Below are 17,136 nucleotides of genomic sequence, written 5' to 3'. Positions count from 1 at the left end.
AGGGTTTCCGGTAAAATACATAAGTTCAGAAAACATTCGCGCACTGCAGGTGATATGATTAGAAGATACGACCGACAGCGAAAACACGGAAAAACCAGCCGGGCTATTCGGCTTTTTCAGTTTGGCGGAACAGGTGATGACAATGGCAACGCAGACAACCACATACCAAACGTCTATACGTTTAACTAAAACCGCATCGGAAAAGATGAGAGGGTTCGGCATCAGCGAACGCTCCTTTTTTATGGCGGACAAACCGTTTCAGGTATTTCTTGAACGCTATCCGTCGACTGCGGATGGCTCTCTTTCCGTTGCGTTATTGTTCAATGCCGAAGAGACGGGGCGGCTGACGGATCAAGCGTCAGGACAACTCGCCGTGCTGCATTGCGTGTTCGCGAACCATCAATTATTGGTGACCAACGTGACGCTCCGAAAAGCCTACCAGGCACTCGGCACCAATTGGCAGCGCGAAGAATCGATTCAGTTCAACAATTCGCGCGATCCCGTGCCGGTAGCGTTCATGAACTTGATCAACCGGATGACGCCCGCGAAAGAACGTTCGGATTATGTGAAAAAGCGCATCTCGAGCTGGGAAGGCTATTTGAAAATCCAGGAACAGGGCATGGACATTCCGGATATCAAGACGGGCTATTCGAATCTGGCATTCAGCCACGATTTCAGCCGCATCACCTTGACCGGCTGCCGGATGGACGAGAAGGAATGGAAAAACCTGCGCAATTTGAGTGTCCGCTTGACCGGCATCGACGGCGATGTCGGCACGGTCTTCAAGGCGAAAAACCGCGCGATCGAAATCGAACTGAACCCATACATCATCAAGCAGCTGCGCGAAAAAGCGCATGCCCTTCATAAGAAGGAAGCCGTGTTCAGCAATTTCGCGGCACTCAGCCAAATCCGGAGATTGCGACAGGGCTTCACCAATCTCGAGAAGGGCTTGGCGGTCAACCCGCAGCTCGACCGATTATTATTTGAGGAACGGCCGAATGTGGCATCGCTAAAAGAACTGCCGAAGCTCGAGTTCCACAACCGCTTGAATGAATTCCAGCAGCAAGCGGTGACAGGGGCGATGTCAGCAGAAGATTTGTATGTCATCCAAGGGCCACCCGGAACCGGCAAGACGACGGTCATTTCAGAAATCTGCCTGCAAAATGCGAAAAAAGGACTGCGCACACTCGTTGCTTCCCAGTCGAATCTGGCGGTCGACAATGCGCTTGGGCGCTTGCTTGCGCACAAAGATATCCGTATCTTACGCGTCGGGCGCACCGAAAGCATCGAAGAAGACGGCCAGAAATTCATCGAAGAAAACGTTGGCCAGTATTGGAAAGACCATACCTTAAAAGAAATCACGGCGCAATTCGAGGCGCGTCAAGCCCGCGAAAGAGAAGTCGCCCACAAGCTTGAAGAAACGGAACAGGCCTACGCGGCGTTGCAGCCGGTTTATGAAAAAAGGAAACAAGCCGTGGAAGATAAAAGAATAGCCCAAGCGAAACAACGCGACTTGCAGGCATCCATCGAACCATTGCAAAACAAAGCATGGGCAAGCGAGCTTGAACAGCGGCAAGCAACAAGCCGCAAGCACAGCATCGAAGAGAAAATGGACGCCTTGCAAGCGGCAATCGATCAAGCGCAAAGTTTGCTCGATAGGGGGCATGGGCGCGAGTGGTTTGAACAGCAACAGCAGCAAACAACCGAAACGATCGAGCAGCTCAAAGGCGTACGCGAGGCTAAACAACTGAACGAACAACTTGCCGCACTGCGCCGAGAGATGAAATTGATCGAAGAAAAGCGCGACGAAGTGATGGCGAAAGCGCAGCAAAAGCAAGCCGTGCTCGAGACAGTCGAGGGCATGAAAAAAGTCGATGGCTTGCTTGAAGTGATGAACAAACAACAAATAGAAGAAGTGCCGGCGATCACATTCTCCCTCAGCAAACTCGATATGATCCGCGACAAGATGGCAGAGCGCAAAAAACTCGAAGCCTATAATGCAAGCGTCACGTCGGCGATCGGCTATGTCGAGAAAATGCTTGCGGGTTCTGGCGTCGATGCGGCACAAGTGAAAGAGCGCGCCTTGTCGCAAACGGAATCGTTCACTTCAGCCAATATCGATGAGTTTCTTGAAAAGCTGCGGACGATGCTGAAAAGTTCCCAGCACATTGATTCGGGCGTTCTCGCGAAGGCATTGAGCGGCTTATACAAACGGCAGAATGATGTATGGCGAAGAGGGGCGATGCTAAAAGCCGCGGACATTTATATAGAAGAATCCAAACGGGCATTCGGCCAATTGAAAAAAGCGCTTTGCATGGAACTCGAAAAGCAAAGACAGCGCTACCTGGACTTGGACGAACGCGGTCTCGAACAATTCGAACGGCAACGGGAAGAACTTTCGCGCATCGAACGAAGAGTGGCCAGTTTGTCTGTTTCAATCGAAGTGCCGGCAGATATCGGACAAGCGATTGCCGATCACGAAACACAATTGGCGCAGCTCCGGAAAGACCAAGCGGATTCCGCACGGGTGGCAGCGGATTTGGAGCAGCAGAACGCCCATTTGCTCGCTGAACAAACGGCATTCGAACAAGCCGGACAGCGAATTGCAGAGATTACTGCGCAACTTGACGCGGCGATGCGGCGTCTAACAGAGAAAGAGCAGGAACTTCAAGCTTTGGAAGCCATTCTTTTGGCGGATCCGGAAGCGGCATACGAAGAAACCGCGAAACAACTCGCCAGTTTGTCATTCGATGTGCAATCGCTCAAGCAAGAACAGAAAAACTTTCCCCTGCTGCAATCGGTGCAGAAGCAGTGGATTGGGCTGCTCGAGACGGCGAATGAACACGATTTGGATGAAATCCGCAAGCTCTACATAAAACACGCCAATGTCATCGGTACGACTTGCGTCGCGTCGGCACGCAAGGATTTCCAGGACAATTATCCGGTATTCGATGTTGTCATCGTCGATGAAGTGTCGAAAGCGACGCCTCCGGAACTGCTGTTGCCGATGCTCAAAGGCAAAAAGGTCATTTTGGTCGGGGATCACCACCAACTGCCGCCATTGCTCGGCAACGATACCTTGGAAGAGACCTTGGAAGAAATGATCAAAGAAGGCAGCGGCTTTGAGGAAAAACGCGAACTCGAGAAACTGCTCGAAGAATCGCTGTTTGAGCGCTTGTACAAAAACTTGCCCGAGTCGAACAAGAAGATGCTCGCCATCCAGTACCGCATGCATGAAGACATCATGGAAACGATCTCGCCGTTCTATAAGGATGAGAATGTCCAATTGCAGTGCGGCTTGGCGGATTCAGACATCGAACGCGACCACTTCCTTGAGTCGGCATCGGTCAAACGCAGCAACCACCTCATGTGGCTCGATTTGCCGAACGAACCGGCGTATTTCGAAGAACGCATGAGCGGCGGGAAAAGCTTGTACAACCCGTCGGAACTTGCAGAAATCAGCCGCCTATTGGTGGAACTCAACGAGGCGGTGGCCGAAGCGAAAGTGGCCGGGCGAATTCCGGAGGATGAGTTGAAAACGGTCGGCGTTATTTCGTTCTACGGCGAACAAGTGAAACGGCTGCAGCGCATGATTGACCAGGAATTGCGCTTGCCGCATTTATTGATCCGTACCGGCACGGTCGACCGATTCCAGGGCAGCGAAATGGAGATCATTCTCCTGAGCATGGTCCGCAATAACCGGAATGACCGCGGCGATATCGGCTTTGCGAAAGATTACCGCCGATTGAACGTCGCGTTGTCGCGCGCCAAGCAATTGCTCGTGATGGTCGGCAGTTCTAAGATGTTCACGAAACGCGCAAAACAACCACAGACGAAACGGATGTATCAGCACGTGCTCGATGTGGCTGAACAAAAACACGGTGTAAAAATGCTGCAGGAGGGGTGAGCAAATGGATAAACTGAATAACAAGCTGCGTGAGGAAGTGGCGTCGAACAAAGACGTGACGATCGTACAGGAACTTTCGTGGCATGTGCCGCTCATCTCTTATGGCGTGTCGTTTTCCCGCGTCAAGCGGCTCAAAATGGATATTTTGATGAAGATGCTGCTGCTGGCGTTCCAAGAAGCGGACATCCGCCGTCCTGCCACGCTTGCTGAAATGCTGTTTGTCGAAGAGCTGTTCATTCGCGATTTGATCGATAAAATGCACAGCACGCAGCTGATCCGCCTGGATGCAAAAGGCTACCGGCTCACCGACAAAGGCCATGGCCATTTGGAGAAAGGCATTTTCGAAGAAGCGATGGAAGGCGGCGAGACAATCGTGTCCTTTAGCGCCGTGCACGACGCCTATTGGTTGTCGGAAGGAGAGCTTGAAGAAAATGGAAAAGACTTACCCTCCTATCGTTATGCGCTTAGCCGCGATGCTGATGCTGGCCGCATCCATGAGCTGTTAATGAGAGAAAGAAACAGCGCAGAAGATGGCTACCAAGTCATCGTCGCGGACATTTCATCGTGTGAAGAACTTGGCAGGGAATACATTCCGTGCATCGAGTTTCAATTATATGACCAAAAACAGGACCTCTTCTACGCGCGTGTCTGGAACACCCGGCTCGGCGCATGGGATGAATTGCTTGAAAAGCAGATTGAAGAGCAGGAACTCGTCGAATGGCGCGAAGCGATGAAACAGGCGGAACTATCCTAAAAAGCCGCTTCATGCTTTAAATTCCCGGAAAATGGGAGTACAATAGAGTTTGTTTCTTTACAGGCAGTCGCGTTGATGCTGCTTTCAGATAATCGATGATGAAAAGGTGTATTGCAAAATGAAAAATAAAATGAAAATGAATAACTACATGCCCTTGTTTCTGGTAGCAGTTGCCATGCTGTGGGCGAAAACTTATATCTCACAAAAAACCCAATTCACGCTGGAAGTGGAAGGGGCGCTGCAGGAATTCCTGCTGGCGATCAATCCTTTAGGCTCAGCGCTGTTATTATTGAGTTTCTCATTGTTCTTCAAAGGAACGCGGAAATATTGGGCGCTGCTTTCGATTTATCTCGGCATGTCGATCCTGTTGTATGCCAATGTCGTCTATTACCGCTTCTTCAGTGATTTCATCACTTTGCCGACTTTGTTCCAGACGCAGAACTTCGGCGATTTAGGCGGCAGCGTGCTGACCTTGATCCAGCCGATGGATTTCCTGTTCTTTGTGGACGTCTTGATCCTCGGCGCTTTGGTCATTTCCAAGCGGGCAGAAAAAGACATGCGCACGATCAAAAAGAGAATGGCCCTGCCGTTGATCGCGGCAGCTTTATTGATTTCCTTCTTTAACTTATCGCTTGCGGAATCGGACCGTCCCGACCTGTTGACGCGCGGTTTTGACCGCGCGTACATCGTCAAGTATTTGGGGATGTACAATTACGCTTTGTATGACACGGTGGAGAGCGTGAAAGCTTCTTCCCAGCGGGTCATGGCGGACAGCGACGACAATACGGAAGTGTTGAACTACACAAAATCCAATTACGCGAGCCCCAACGAAGAATATTTTGGTGCGGCGGAAGGCATGAACGTCGTCTATTTGCATCTCGAATCATTCCAGACTTTCCTGATGGATTATGAACTGCACGGGGAAGAAGTCACGCCGTTCTTGAATTCGATAATGGATGACCCGAACACATTGTACTTCGATAACTTCTTCCATCAGACAGCACAAGGCAAAACTTCGGATGCCGAATTCATGCTGGAAAACTCCTTGTTCGGCTTGCCGAAAGGATCCGCGTTCATCACGAAAGGACAGAATACGTACCAATCGGCTCCAGCGATCTTGAAAGATCAAGGCTATACATCGGCTGTGTTCCACGGCAATAACGGAACGTTCTGGAACCGCTCCGAAATCTACAAGTCTTTCGGCTACGACCATTTCTTCGATATCGAGTCGTATCCGAATACGACATCCGCTGATATGGCAGAATATGGCCTCATGGACAAGCCGTTCTTCGAGCAGTCGGCACCGCTGTTGGAATCGCTGCCGGAGCCGTTCTATACGAAATTCATCACCGTGGCGCACCATTTCCCTTATACCATGGACCAGCAATTGGCGACCATCGAAAAAGGGACTACGGGGGATGCGAGCGTCGATAATTATTTCCAGACGGCCCGCTATGCAGACGAAGCGATCAAGCAGTTTTTCGAACAGCTTGAAGCGTCCGGCCTTGCGGACAATACGATGATCGTCATGTACGGCGACCATTACGGCATTTCCGACAACCACAACAAGGCGATGTCTGAGGTGTTGTCAAAAGACATTACGCCGGTAGAGAACGCCAAGCTTCAGCGCGTGCCGTTGTTCATCCACGTGCCGGGCATGGAAGGCGGCATCAACGATACATACGGCGGCCAGATCGATCTATTGCCGACTGTGATGCATCTGCTCGGTGTGGAAACGCAGAAGTACGTGCATTTCGGAACCGATCTATTGTCGGAAGAACATGAAGAACTCGTCGCGTTCCGCAACGGCGATTACGTCAGCCCCGAGGTCTATTCCATCGGAGAAGCGTTCTACGATCCGGAAACCGGCTTGCCGCTCGAAGAAGAACAGCAAATCGAACAAGCCGAGGCCTTGAAGCAGCACGGAAGATATGAATTGCAGCTATCGGATGAAGTCGTTAACGGCGATTTATTGAGATTCTACACGCCGAATGGCTTCACACCCGTAGACCCGGCGGATTATTATTACCAGCAATCCGCGGATTCCACACAATAAGAGAAAAGATGTCCTGAACCGTTTTTCGGTCCGGGGCATCTTTTAATTTAAATGGAGATTTTTATTAGTTATTGGCCCAGTGCATTGGCAAAAGGTTTCAAAAGAGAGATAATGGCGATAATCAACCATCATCGTGATCGAACCGGAGACAACTGCTGCAAAACCTGAAAAGGAGCTGTTCGGCATGGCACAAAAATTGACGATTTTTGGAGCAATCGCTGTGTTTTTTTACGTTTTCCACGTTGTGCTTGGGGGCTGGCTGTGGGAAGGCTATCGCCATCTGCATCAGCCGATCAGTGATTTGACGGCTCAAGGGGCACCGGACCGCGGGTTGTTGACGGGCATCACAGTGCTGTATGGCCTCTGTTCGATTGTGTTTGCGGCGAGTGCATATATCGCATTCAAGCGCTTTGCGCCGAGAATTTCACGCACAGGCATGTTGGTTTTTCTGGCGATGCATCTCGTGTCGATTACGTATGGCTTGTTTCCGCAAGATGCCCCGGGAGCGCCGCTGACTTTTACGGGCATCATGCATTTGGCGGTCACGGCATTGATCGTCCCGCTGACGATTTTGGCTCCGCTTCTGGTGGGGGTTGGGTTTAGGAAAGGCGATGATTTCAGAAGCTATGGGAATTATTCGCTTGCCACGGGGATCTTCATTTTGTTTGCCGGCGGGACGGCCGCCATCTTTTTCGCCCAAGGCTGGCCGTATTTCGGGCTCGTCGAACGGCTCAATATCGGCGCCTTGCAGCTGTGGATGTTCGTCAGTTCTGTTATGCTTTTTACGATGAAACAATAAAGAGAAGTTGAATTTTAATTCAAAGGAGCTACAAGATATGTTCTCGTTTTTCAAGAAGAAGTGCGCCGTATGCAAACAGAAAGCCCGGGAGCCGCGGAAATACTTTAACGACCGTGAGGAAGCGGTTGTTGTGTGTGCGCAATGTGCCGTATACGCCGAACGACGCGCGTTCCGGAAACGCAGCGCATAACTAGAAAGCCTGCCGGATCATCGGCAGGCTTTGTCATGTTAAGGCGAGTTTTATTTTTCGCTATAGTCAAAAGAAACCGCAGTTACGGAAGGGGAAGCTCATGAACCACAACATTGAACTCAAATCCGCAAACCTCCATTCTTCATTCAATAAAGAATACAAACCCATTTTGACAATCCGATCAGGTGATACGATCGAAACCAAGACGCCGGATATCCAATGGGGCTACTCGGCAAACAAGGGCGAAGAACGGATCATCTACAGGTCGCGCGAAAATGAAGAACGGCTCGGGCATCCACTGGTCGGGCCGATCGACATTGAAGGCGCGAAGCCTGGAATGGTGGTGGAAGTGCGCATCAACGAAAATGTGCCCGGTTGGTACGGGCGCAATTGGGCGGGCGGCACCCCGGCTTGGCAAAATGAGAAACTCGGCATTGCACATAGCGAACGCCTGCAAGTCGACTGGACGCTCAACCGGGAGCAAATGACCGGCAAATGCACATTGGCCGGAAAGGAATTCAGCGTCGCCTTGTCGCCGTTTCTTGGGCTCATCGGCCTGGCGCCTGGGGAGGCGGGAACACACCGCACCTCGCCGCCGTACCGGACGGGCGGCAATATCGACTGCAAGGAACTCGTCAAAGGCAGCTCGCTGTTCTTGCCGGTTGAAGTGGAAGGGGCAATGCTATCATTCGGCGACGGGCATGCGGTGCAGGGCGACGGCGAGAACTCAGGCACCGCGATTGAGTGTCCGATGGATCTCGTCAATTTGACGGTCATCCTTCATGAAGAAATGAAACTTCATATGCCGAAAGCGAAAACACCGGCTGGCTGGGTGACGTTCGGCTTTGATGAAGACTTGAATGAAGCCGCGGCGACGGCGCTCGATGAAATGGTCGGCTTGCTCCAACGGTTTCATTCGCTGTCGAAAACGGAAGCGGCCGCGCTCGCAAGCGTCGCCGTCGACTTGCACGTCACGCAGATCGTCAACGGCGTCAAAGGGGTGCACGCCATCTTGCCGCACGGGGCGATCCGGTAAAATCCATCAAAAGGAAAAGCTGTTTCAAAGACGATCAGACCGTCTTCGAAACAGCTTTTTTTTTATGCGCCCTCCATCCAGCGCTCACATTTTGATTGTGACGCGTTTGGTCATCGAGACCATGAAAACGAACAGTGCAGCTATTAAAAGAATCGAACCGGTAATGGCTACCACAAAACTGGTGTTGGGAGTAAACTGCGGGACCCACGAAGCGAGAAGGGTGCTGTATGCATTGCCTTCCCAGAAAAAATCATTGAGGCTGAACCCGACAAGAGCAAGCGCCACAAAACCGAAGCCGATTACCCAGCCGAACCGGTAATAGCCAATGCCGATCATCCAGCCAATCATGTAAAACGTCAGGGCGTTAAAGTAAAACCCTGCAATCGAAGCGAGTGCCCCTTCAAATGTCCCGAAGGCAATGGCGTTGTCGAGTGCGACTGGAAGGCTAACAAATTGCTGGAGGACATACTGGATGCCGTTGATGAGCAGCGTCACCAGGGTGATGATCAAAGCCAGACCGATAGCGGAAAGCGCCGTTCCCTTATACCATTCTTTCCGGCTGATGCCTTGATGGATATGCTGCCCCATAAAGACATAGACGATCATGATGCCGCAGACGAGCATGAAAACATTGACGGGTTGATATGCGAAGATGAAGAATCCATCAACTGCTTCCACGCCGGAGTTCAGGAAAAAGATTCGCGCAAGATGAATCACAAACAGGATGGAGAAAAACCATAGACTCCATTTAAACTGCTGGTAAAAAACATGGGCAGCTACTTTTGACTGGCGTTCGGATTTCATTGAACTTCCTCCTCAGTTATATGGATGAACAGATCCTGAAGTGAGACAGGACCGATTTCAAGTTTGCGGCTATGCGCTTCTGTTCTTTGCTGGTCGTCGAGTTCGCCATAGACCATGACGGATTTGGTCCCGCCCAGCTGCTGTTCGTTCAAACGTTTCATGTCAGATGTGAATGCATCCACTTGCTCGGCAGATCCCGTGATGGATGCGCCTTGTGATGACACGGTTTCATAGGGCTCGTTCAATAGCAGTGTGCCTTGGTCGATGATGACGACATGGTCGAACAAATAATCCATTTCCGACACTAAATGGGTGGAGAGGATGAATGTGCGCGGATGCTCCGCTTGATCATTCAGCAATTCCTTGTAGAAAATTTCGCGTGCCGGTGCGTCCATGCCGAGATAGGCTTCATCGAAAATGGTCAGTGGCGCGCGGCTGGCAAGGCCGATCACAACGTTCATCGCCGATTGCATCCCTTTGGACAGTTTATTGACCGGCTTGTTGACCGGCAATTTAAAGCGTTTGAGCAAATGATCGGCAAACTCCTGGTCGAAGTTCGGGCGGTAATAGGCAGCTACTTCGACTAGCTTTTTCACTTTCTCGGTTTCTTCCTTATAGTCCTTATCGTAAATGAACGCCACTTGCTCCATCTTCTCGGGATTTTCGAACACCGGGGAGCCGTCGACAAGCACTTCGCCAGCCGTCGGTTCTCGGAAAGCGGCGATCAACGACAACAAGGAGGTCTTGCCTGCACCGTTGCGGCCGATGAGGCCATGGATTTTGCCTGCTTCCAATGTCAGTGTTACATCTTTCAAGGCTTCAAACTTTTTGAATTTCAATGTTACGTGATTGAGCTGGACTGAAGCTGCCATCATGCATCACGCCCTTTCGTGGATTTGATCAATTCGATGATTTCTTGTTCGGTAATGCCGAGTTTTTCCGCTTCCTGCACGAGCCCGGTCACGTAATTATCGACAAATGCCTTTTTCCGCTGCTGGACTAAAGTTTTCTTTGCGCCTTCTGCTACAAACATGCCAATCCCTCGCTTCTTAAAAAGTATGCCTTCGTCGACGAGCTGGGTGATGCCTTTGGAGACGGTTGCGTGATTGATCTTGTAGAAATTGACCAATTGATTTGTCGATGGAGCTTGGTCGCCTTCTTTCAATTGATCGTTGACGATCTGGTCTTCGATCAATTCGCGAATCTGTAAAAATAAAGGCTTCGCTGAATCGGATGGGTTGACCATGAAAACACCTCCCTGGGTGATTAGGTAATATGGTTATATACTTATGTGTATAACCATATAACGAAAGCCATTGTTTGTCAACAAAGTTGTCAGAAAAAATTCAGGCATAAAAAAAAGCCGCACTAATGGCGGCTTTCAAGAGCGGGGGACGAATTCACACAGTGATTGTTCAACTAACTGGATAAACCGGTCAATCTCGTATTTGCTGGTTTCTTTGTGGAATGAGATCCGGATGAATTTTTTCGCGTCGTCGCTTTCGGTTCCCATCGCAAGCATTGCAGACATCGCTTCCCCGTGGCCGATCTTGCAGGCGGTGCCGGTGGAGATGGCAATCTGTGCGCGGTTGCAGGCGAGCATCATCCATTGCCCTTCGACATGAGGCAAAACAAGTCCGTGAATGAACGGGGATTTCGACTTTATGTCGCCTGTCGCCGTCGCGCCATCCGGCAAGTGTTCAAGCAAATATGCCTGAAGCTTGCGCGCGTGTTCCAAGCTTTCAGGCTGTTCCGCGACAGCATGTTTTGCGGCGATGGTCGCGGAGACGATGCCCGGCACGTCGATTGTTCCGGCACGGAAACCGCCTTGGTGAGTCGTGCCTTCATACACCGATTGCCAGTGGATCGATGGGTCGAGGTAGGCGATGCCAACGCCTTTGGGGCCGCCGATTTTATGTGCTGAACAAACAGCCGAAGCGACGCCCCACAAGCCGATATCAACCGGCAGCTTCCCGAAGCCCTGGACGATATCCGAGTGAAGCGGCACGCCGAAGCGTTTGGCAATTTGCGTGCAGTCTTTGACCGGCTGGACAGCGCCCATCTCGGAGTTTACGAGCTGCATGATGACGAGCGCCGTTTGTTCGTTGACCAGTTGTTCGTAATCATCCAAATCGATCCGCCCGAACCGGTCGACCGGAACGTAGTTAATCTCATAGCCTTCCTGCTCAAGTTCATGAAGCACCGATAGCACGGAAGCGTGTTCGAGTTGCGTCGACACGATCGACCGGCAATGGCCAGGGCGCCCTTTCAATAACGAGCGGATGGCGAGCTGGTTCGCTTCTGATGCGTTGCCGGTGAAATATATGCCGTCTTGCCGCACGTTGAGAAATTGTCCCCATAATTTCCGGCACGAGGCGAGATAGTCTGCTGCGAGAGATCCTGCATCATGCAAACTTTGCGTATTGCCGAATGCGTTTGTAGCCGTTTCCACGTAAGCATCGATTGCTTCTTTTCTCATCGGGGCGGTTGCCGCTGAATCCAGGTAGATCATCATTTTCCATCAACTTCTTTCCGTTGCTGACTTTATTCTTGTAATCACTTTATCTTTATGTCATTAATAGTGTCAAGACACTTGTAAAGAAGGTGTAAAGTTTGTTCGATGTTTGCATCATCGGGGGAGGCGTCGCCGGGCTTATGCTCGCGCGCTCGCTCCCTGATTCTTATTCCATCGCTGTCGTCACGAAAGACCATGCCGGAACGGGAAATACGAGCCTCGCACAAGGCGGAATCGCCGCGAGCTTGAGTTTCGATGACCGGCCGGAATCCCATGCCACGGACACTTTGCTCGCATCGGCAAATCATGCAGATGCCGAGCGCGTCGAAATTCTGGCCACTGAAGGTTCTGCCATCATGAAGCATCTGATGGCGCAAGGGCTGCCTTTCGATACCGATGAGGTCGGAATGCCGATGCTCGGGATGGAAGGCGCCCACAGCAAGCGCCGGATTGTGCATGCAGGGGGCGACCAGACCGGCAAGCTGCTCATGCGGTATCTAATGGAGGAAACGTCCGGAAAAATCACGCGTTTCGCTTTTCATCAAGCATTGGAATTAAGGATGGAGAGCGGCTGCTGCACCGGCGTGCTCGTTTCGGATCTGTCTGGAAAACGTTCGGTCGTTCAAGCACGCCACATCGTGCTCGCGACAGGCGGCATCGGCCAATTGTACAGCGAAACTTCCAATTCATCCGTTGCGACAGGCGACGGGTTATCGTTGGCGTACCACGCAGGCGCCGTACTGGAAGATCTCGAGTTCGTCCAATTCCATCCAACCATCCTGACGCTCGAAGGCAAGTCACGCGGGCTCATTTCGGAGGCGGTGCGCGGGGAAGGCGCCTTATTGGTAAATGGAGACGGCAAGCGCATCATGGAAGGCATCCACCCGTTCATGGAACTTGCGCCGCGCGATATTGTGGCAAGGGCGATTGAGCGGCATTGGCAAGCCGAAGGGCCGGTCTTTCTCGATGCCAGGCAATTGGCTGATTTCAACCAGCGTTTTCCGTCGATTTATGAAAACTGCCGGAATCACGAAGTCGACCCTACGGAAGAGTTGTTGCCGGTCCGGCCGGGCGCCCATTTCCATATGGGCGGCGTGAGGACGGATGGTTACGGACGGACGTCGGTCCCGGGGCTGTATGCCGTCGGGGAAGTTGCATCGACCGGCGTTCACGGCGCCAACCGCCTGGCGAGCAATTCCTTGTTGGAAGGGCTGGTATTTGCCAAACGGCTTGCACAGTGGATTGGCGAAGAGCCCGGGCATAGAAAAGAGGCTGGCTTAGCGGAAAGTGATGCGGCCTCGCCTTTTGCATCTTTCGAGACGGTTGAAGAAGGCAAGCTGCGACAGGAAATGACGGAAGTGGCTGGGATCCTGAGAGAACCGGGAGCCTTGAAGAGATTCCTCGCAGAGCATCCTTTAAAGACATACAGGATCCAGGATTATCCGGATGATCTCATTGCCCTTATCCATCGCCAAACCGCAAGGAGTCTTATCGCATCCGCTGCGTTATTGCGGGAAGAGAGCAGGGGCGGCCATTACCGGATCGATGCACCTGAGCCGAAAGCCGAGTGGTCCGGGCAAGTCATCGGGCTCTCGACTAGCGGCGTCCATCTGTCCATGCGAAAAACTGAAATCAAGGAGATTATGCTATGAATCGTTTGAAAGCAGAACAAGCATTAAAGCAATTTTTATTCGAAGACATCGGTGACCGCGACGTATCCTCTGTATTATTCGATCGAACGGATACAGGGGAAGCGCTCGTCCGCATGAAACAAAGCGGCGTCGTGGCAGGTCTCGAGTGCTATGAATGGGGATACCGCCTGCTCGACGAGTCAGTCGAAGTGGAATTATTGAAACAAGACGGGGAGCGAGTGGAGGCAGGAGAAGCGATCGTGAAAATCACCGGGCCTGTCGCATCGCTTCTTGCAGGCGAACGGGTGCTGTTGAATCTGGTCCAGCGCATGAGCGCGGTGGCAACATTGACCGCGAAATGTGTGGCAGCGCTCGATTCAGAGCACACGCGCATCGTCGATACCCGCAAAACGACGCCCGGACTGCGCATGTTCGAAAAATACGCGGTCCGTGCAGGCGGCGGGTTCAACCACCGAAACGGGCTGTACGATGCGGTCATGCTGAAAGACAATCACATCGCAGCGGCTGGATCGATTACCGAAGCGGTAAAAAAAGTGCGTGGCTCGCTCGGCCACATGACGATGATCGAGGTGGAAGTCGAAACGGAACAGCAGTTGATGGAGGCGATTGATGCACATCCCGATACGATCATGTTCGACAACCAAACGCCAGACACCATTCGGCGCTGGGTACAGCTCGTTCCGGAGACAATCCGCACGGAAGCGTCCGGAGGCATCGACCTTGAGAAATTGGCAAGTTACCGCGACACCGGTGTCGATGTCATTTCCATCGGCGCCTTGACCCATAGCGTGTCGAACCTCGACATCAGCATGAATCTTTCCATATCCCCTAAGGAGGTAGTGGCATCATGACTTCATTGTTTGAAGAACTGCAAATGGCGGACGCTATGCCTAAAAGCTATTTGACAGCCCCGACGGAAGACTTGCATGAGCGGGCGAAACGCGCGCGTGCGGCTCTCGGAGAACGTTTGTACATCCTCGGCCATCATTACCAAAAAGACGAAGTGATCCACTACGCGGATGTGACCGGAGACTCACTGCAATTGTCGCAAATCGCAGGGAGGCAGACAGCGGATTATATCCTGTTTTGCGGCGTCCATTTCATGGCGGAGACCGCAGATATCTTGACCGAGCCGCACCAAGCGGTCATTTTGCCGGACATGCGGGCAGGCTGTTCGATGGCGGATATGGCCAATATCGACCAAACCGAGCGCGCTTGGCAAGAGCTGCAGAAAGTATACGGCGATACGATTGTTCCGCTCACTTACGTCAACTCGACCGCAGCGATCAAAGCATTCGTCGGCAGGAACGGCGGGGCGACCGTTACTTCTTCCAATGCGGAAGAAATGGTCGAATGGGCGTTATCGCAAAAACAGCGCATGCTGTTCTTGCCCGACCAGCATCTCGGGCGCAACACCGCCGTGAAGCTCGGCATCCCGCTCGAGCAAATGGCCGTGTGGGACCCGATTAAGCACAAGCTCGAACTCGACTGTGCGATAGAAGACGTCCAAGTGATTTTATGGAAAGGGCATTGCTCGGTCCATATGAACTTCCTGCCAAAACACGTCGACAATTTGCGCGAAAAAGAGCCGGATCGCAATATCCTCGTGCACCCGGAATGCACGTATGAAGTCGTCAGCGCTTCCGATTTCGCAGGATCTACAAAATACATCATCGATATGATTGAAGCATCCGAACCCGGATCGAAATGGGCGATCGGCACGGAGATGAACCTCGTCAACCGGCTCATCAAGGATTTTCCGGACCGCGACATCGTATCCTTGAATCCGTATATGTGCCCGTGCTTGACGATGAATCGGATCGACTTGCCGCATTTCACATGGATCTTGGAAGAACTGGTGGAAGGGCGTGTCCTCAACCGCATCCAAGTGGATGAACAAACGGCAGTCGAAGCAAAGATGGCTTTGGAGAAAATGTTGTGATAAGAAATCCCGCTGCCCATTTCCAGGGCAGCGGGATTTTATGCATCTTTAATAGATTGAATTTTAAAACAATTATACTTACAATTGAAGAGTAAGAAAATAAAAGAATGAGGTGCTTCTTTTAAAAGACTTATTATTAATGATGCCAGTATCGTAAAAGAACGAAATGGAGTGGATGATGTGTCGAGCAAACTTACCTTCATGCCGATCAGCCATACCGGCTGGGGCGCATTGGAACAATTAACGGGCGAAGCGGAACGCCTGAACGCCAGCAATGTCCTTATCGTCACCGACCCGTTTCTCGAAGAGCTCGGGATGACGAAAAAAATCGTCGAACCGCTCGAAGCAAAGGGCTGGAAGACAAGCGTCTACACAGAAGTCGTGCCGGAGCCGCCGCTTGAAGTCGGCGAAAAATTGATCGCCTATACGAAGGAAAACAAATTCGATTTGGTCATCGGCCTTGGCGGCGGCAGTGCCTTGGACCTTGCGAAATTAGCAGGTGTTCTTGCGACGCACGAAGGCAAAGTGGCCGACTATTTGAACCTGACGGGTGAACGTATACTAGTCGATAAAGGCATTCCGAAAATCTTGATCCCGACGACGTCCGGGACCGGTTCTGAAGTGACGAATATTGCCGTATTGTCATTGGAATCCACGAAAGATGTCGTGACACATGATTACCTATTGCCGGATGTAGCAATCGTCGACCCGGCTTTGACGGTCTCCTTGCCGCCGAAAGTGACAGCGGCAACGGGCATCGACGCGTTGACGCATGCGGTGGAGGCGTATGTATCGAAAAACGCCAACCCGGTGACAGACGGCCTGGCATTGCAGGCAATCCGCTTGATCAGCGGGTCGATCCGCACGGCAGTGGAAGACGGGGAAAACAAGGAAGCGCGCACGAATATGAGCTACGGCAGTTATTTGGCAGGCCTGGCATTTTTCAATGCGGGCGTTGCAGGTGTGCACGCCTTGGCGTATCCACTTGGCGGCCAGTTCCATATCTCGCACGGTGAATCCAATGCTGTTTTGCTTCCGTATGTCATGGGCTATATTCGCCCGAGCTGTGAGAAGAGAATGAAGGACATCCTTGAGGCGATGGGCATCGACGTTACGCATTTGGATGAACAACAAGCTTCCTATACATGCGTCGAGGAGTTGAAAAAACTCGTCGCCGACGTCAATATTCCCGTGTCGCTGAAAGGCTTCGATATTGGGGAAGACGCCTTGGACAGCTTGGCGGACGATGGCATCAAGCAAACAAGAATCTTGGCGAGAAGCCCGATGCCGCTTGAGAGAGATGATATTTACGCCATCTACCATGCTGCCTATTCAGGCGAAGTCGCTGAGAAGAAAACGGTGTGATATGAAAAAAGCTGAAGCAGGAAATTTTTAAAGGTTTTCTAGTTTCAGCTTTTTTACGTTTCGTTCCAGCCGGACGCTTTCCGCGGGTACGGCTTCAGCCGCTTCCCTCGCTTCGC

Annotated in this window: 13 protein-coding genes; 9 read left to right on the top strand and 4 right to left on the bottom strand. The window is 51.8% G+C overall.

Annotated elements, in window-relative coordinates; genetic code table 11:
- Window positions 1–136: 136 nt before the first annotated feature.
- From AB9R92_RS07850 to AB9R92_RS07830, 5 genes are all read left to right on the top strand, one after another.
- Window positions 137–3,907: an AAA domain-containing protein gene (locus tag AB9R92_RS07850; protein WP_370668906.1), complete on the top strand. Its 3,771-nt coding sequence runs from the start codon at window positions 137–139 to the stop codon at window positions 3,905–3,907.
- A gap of 4 nt (window positions 3,908–3,911) precedes the next feature.
- The gene (locus AB9R92_RS07845) at window positions 3,912–4,661 is read left to right on the top strand and encodes a hypothetical protein (RefSeq protein ID WP_370668905.1); all 750 of its coding nucleotides are present in this window, start codon (window positions 3,912–3,914) and stop codon (window positions 4,659–4,661) included.
- Between the two features lie 118 nt (window positions 4,662–4,779).
- Window positions 4,780–6,717: a lipoteichoic acid synthase gene (gene ltaS, locus AB9R92_RS07840; protein WP_370668904.1), complete on the top strand. Its 1,938-nt coding sequence runs from the start codon at window positions 4,780–4,782 to the stop codon at window positions 6,715–6,717.
- Between the two features lie 184 nt (window positions 6,718–6,901).
- Window positions 6,902–7,516, top strand: coding sequence for a DUF998 domain-containing protein (locus tag AB9R92_RS07835; RefSeq protein ID WP_370668903.1), 615 nt, complete (start codon window positions 6,902–6,904; stop codon window positions 7,514–7,516).
- A 290-nt stretch (window positions 7,517–7,806) separates the two neighbouring features.
- Window positions 7,807–8,742, top strand: a complete 936-nt coding sequence (locus AB9R92_RS07830) for an acetamidase/formamidase family protein (protein ID WP_370668902.1) — start codon at window positions 7,807–7,809, stop codon at window positions 8,740–8,742.
- A gap of 84 nt (window positions 8,743–8,826) precedes the next feature.
- On the opposite strand, the gene AB9R92_RS07825 is transcribed toward AB9R92_RS07830, so the two are convergent.
- The 4 genes from AB9R92_RS07825 to AB9R92_RS07810 all read right to left on the bottom strand — a co-directional run bounded on the left by AB9R92_RS07825 (window position 8,827) and on the right by AB9R92_RS07810 (window position 12,061).
- Window positions 8,827–9,546 carry a hypothetical protein gene (locus AB9R92_RS07825; RefSeq protein WP_370668901.1) on the bottom strand — a complete coding sequence of 240 codons (720 nt, stop codon included), beginning with the start codon at window positions 9,544–9,546 and terminating at the stop codon, window positions 8,827–8,829.
- Complete coding sequence (locus AB9R92_RS07820; RefSeq protein ID WP_370669099.1) at window positions 9,543–10,418, bottom strand: ATP-binding cassette domain-containing protein; 876 nt, start codon at window positions 10,416–10,418, stop codon at window positions 9,543–9,545. The genes AB9R92_RS07825 and AB9R92_RS07820 overlap by 4 nt, the downstream gene beginning before the upstream one ends.
- The gene (locus tag AB9R92_RS07815; RefSeq protein ID WP_370668900.1) at window positions 10,418–10,792 is read right to left on the bottom strand and encodes a GntR family transcriptional regulator; all 375 of its coding nucleotides are present in this window, start codon (window positions 10,790–10,792) and stop codon (window positions 10,418–10,420) included. Before AB9R92_RS07815 ends, AB9R92_RS07820 begins: the two co-directional genes overlap by 1 nt.
- Before the next feature lie 135 nt (window positions 10,793–10,927).
- On the bottom strand, window positions 10,928–12,061 hold the full coding sequence (locus AB9R92_RS07810; protein ID WP_370668899.1) for an IscS subfamily cysteine desulfurase: 1,134 nt from the start codon (window positions 12,059–12,061) through the stop codon (window positions 10,928–10,930).
- A gap of 98 nt (window positions 12,062–12,159) precedes the next feature.
- On the opposite strand from AB9R92_RS07810, the gene nadB reads away from it, so the two are divergent.
- The 4 genes from nadB to AB9R92_RS07790 all read left to right on the top strand — a co-directional run bounded on the left by nadB (window position 12,160) and on the right by AB9R92_RS07790 (window position 17,020).
- A complete protein-coding gene (gene nadB, locus AB9R92_RS07805; RefSeq protein WP_370668898.1) occupies window positions 12,160–13,713 on the top strand; it encodes an L-aspartate oxidase in 1,554 nt (517 codons plus the stop codon).
- Window positions 13,710–14,564, top strand: coding sequence for a carboxylating nicotinate-nucleotide diphosphorylase (gene nadC / locus AB9R92_RS07800; protein WP_370668897.1), 855 nt, complete (start codon window positions 13,710–13,712; stop codon window positions 14,562–14,564). The genes nadB and nadC overlap by 4 nt, the downstream gene beginning before the upstream one ends.
- On the top strand, window positions 14,561–15,655 hold the full coding sequence (gene nadA / locus AB9R92_RS07795; protein ID WP_370668896.1) for a quinolinate synthase NadA: 1,095 nt from the start codon (window positions 14,561–14,563) through the stop codon (window positions 15,653–15,655). The genes nadC and nadA overlap by 4 nt, the downstream gene beginning before the upstream one ends.
- 201 nt (window positions 15,656–15,856) lie before the next feature.
- A complete protein-coding gene (locus tag AB9R92_RS07790) occupies window positions 15,857–17,020 on the top strand; it encodes an iron-containing alcohol dehydrogenase (protein ID WP_370669098.1) in 1,164 nt (387 codons plus the stop codon).
- The last annotated feature ends 116 nt before the right edge of the window (window positions 17,021–17,136 follow it).

Origin of the sequence: Planococcus sp. SSTMD024 (assembly GCF_041320495.1) — a bacterium.
Classification (GTDB): Bacteria; Bacillota; Bacilli; order Bacillales_A; family Planococcaceae; genus Planococcus.
Note: the sequence above shows the minus strand (reverse complement) of the source record. Positions and strands in the feature narration are given on the sequence as shown.

Excerpts from the sequence above, each read along its gene's own strand:
- AB9R92_RS07850 (WP_370668906.1), top strand. The coding sequence starts at position 137 with ATGACAATGGCAACGCAGACAACCACATACCAAACGTCTATACGTTTA.
- AB9R92_RS07845 (WP_370668905.1), top strand. The coding sequence starts at position 3,912 with ATGGATAAACTGAATAACAAGCTGCGTGAGGAAGTGGCGTCGAACAAA.
- ltaS (WP_370668904.1), top strand. The coding sequence starts at position 4,780 with ATGAAAAATAAAATGAAAATGAATAACTACATGCCCTTGTTTCTGGTA.
- AB9R92_RS07835 (WP_370668903.1), top strand. The coding sequence starts at position 6,902 with ATGGCACAAAAATTGACGATTTTTGGAGCAATCGCTGTGTTTTTTTAC.
- AB9R92_RS07830 (WP_370668902.1), top strand. The coding sequence starts at position 7,807 with ATGAACCACAACATTGAACTCAAATCCGCAAACCTCCATTCTTCATTC.
- AB9R92_RS07825 (WP_370668901.1), bottom strand. The coding sequence starts at position 9,546 with ATGAAATCCGAACGCCAGTCAAAAGTAGCTGCCCATGTTTTTTACCAG.
- AB9R92_RS07820 (WP_370669099.1), bottom strand. The coding sequence starts at position 10,418 with ATGGCAGCTTCAGTCCAGCTCAATCACGTAACATTGAAATTCAAAAAG.
- AB9R92_RS07815 (WP_370668900.1), bottom strand. The coding sequence starts at position 10,792 with ATGGTCAACCCATCCGATTCAGCGAAGCCTTTATTTTTACAGATTCGC.
- AB9R92_RS07810 (WP_370668899.1), bottom strand. The coding sequence starts at position 12,061 with ATGATGATCTACCTGGATTCAGCGGCAACCGCCCCGATGAGAAAAGAA.
- nadC (WP_370668897.1), top strand. The coding sequence starts at position 13,710 with ATGAATCGTTTGAAAGCAGAACAAGCATTAAAGCAATTTTTATTCGAA.
- nadA (WP_370668896.1), top strand. The coding sequence starts at position 14,561 with ATGACTTCATTGTTTGAAGAACTGCAAATGGCGGACGCTATGCCTAAA.
- AB9R92_RS07790 (WP_370669098.1), top strand. The coding sequence starts at position 15,857 with ATGCCGATCAGCCATACCGGCTGGGGCGCATTGGAACAATTAACGGGC.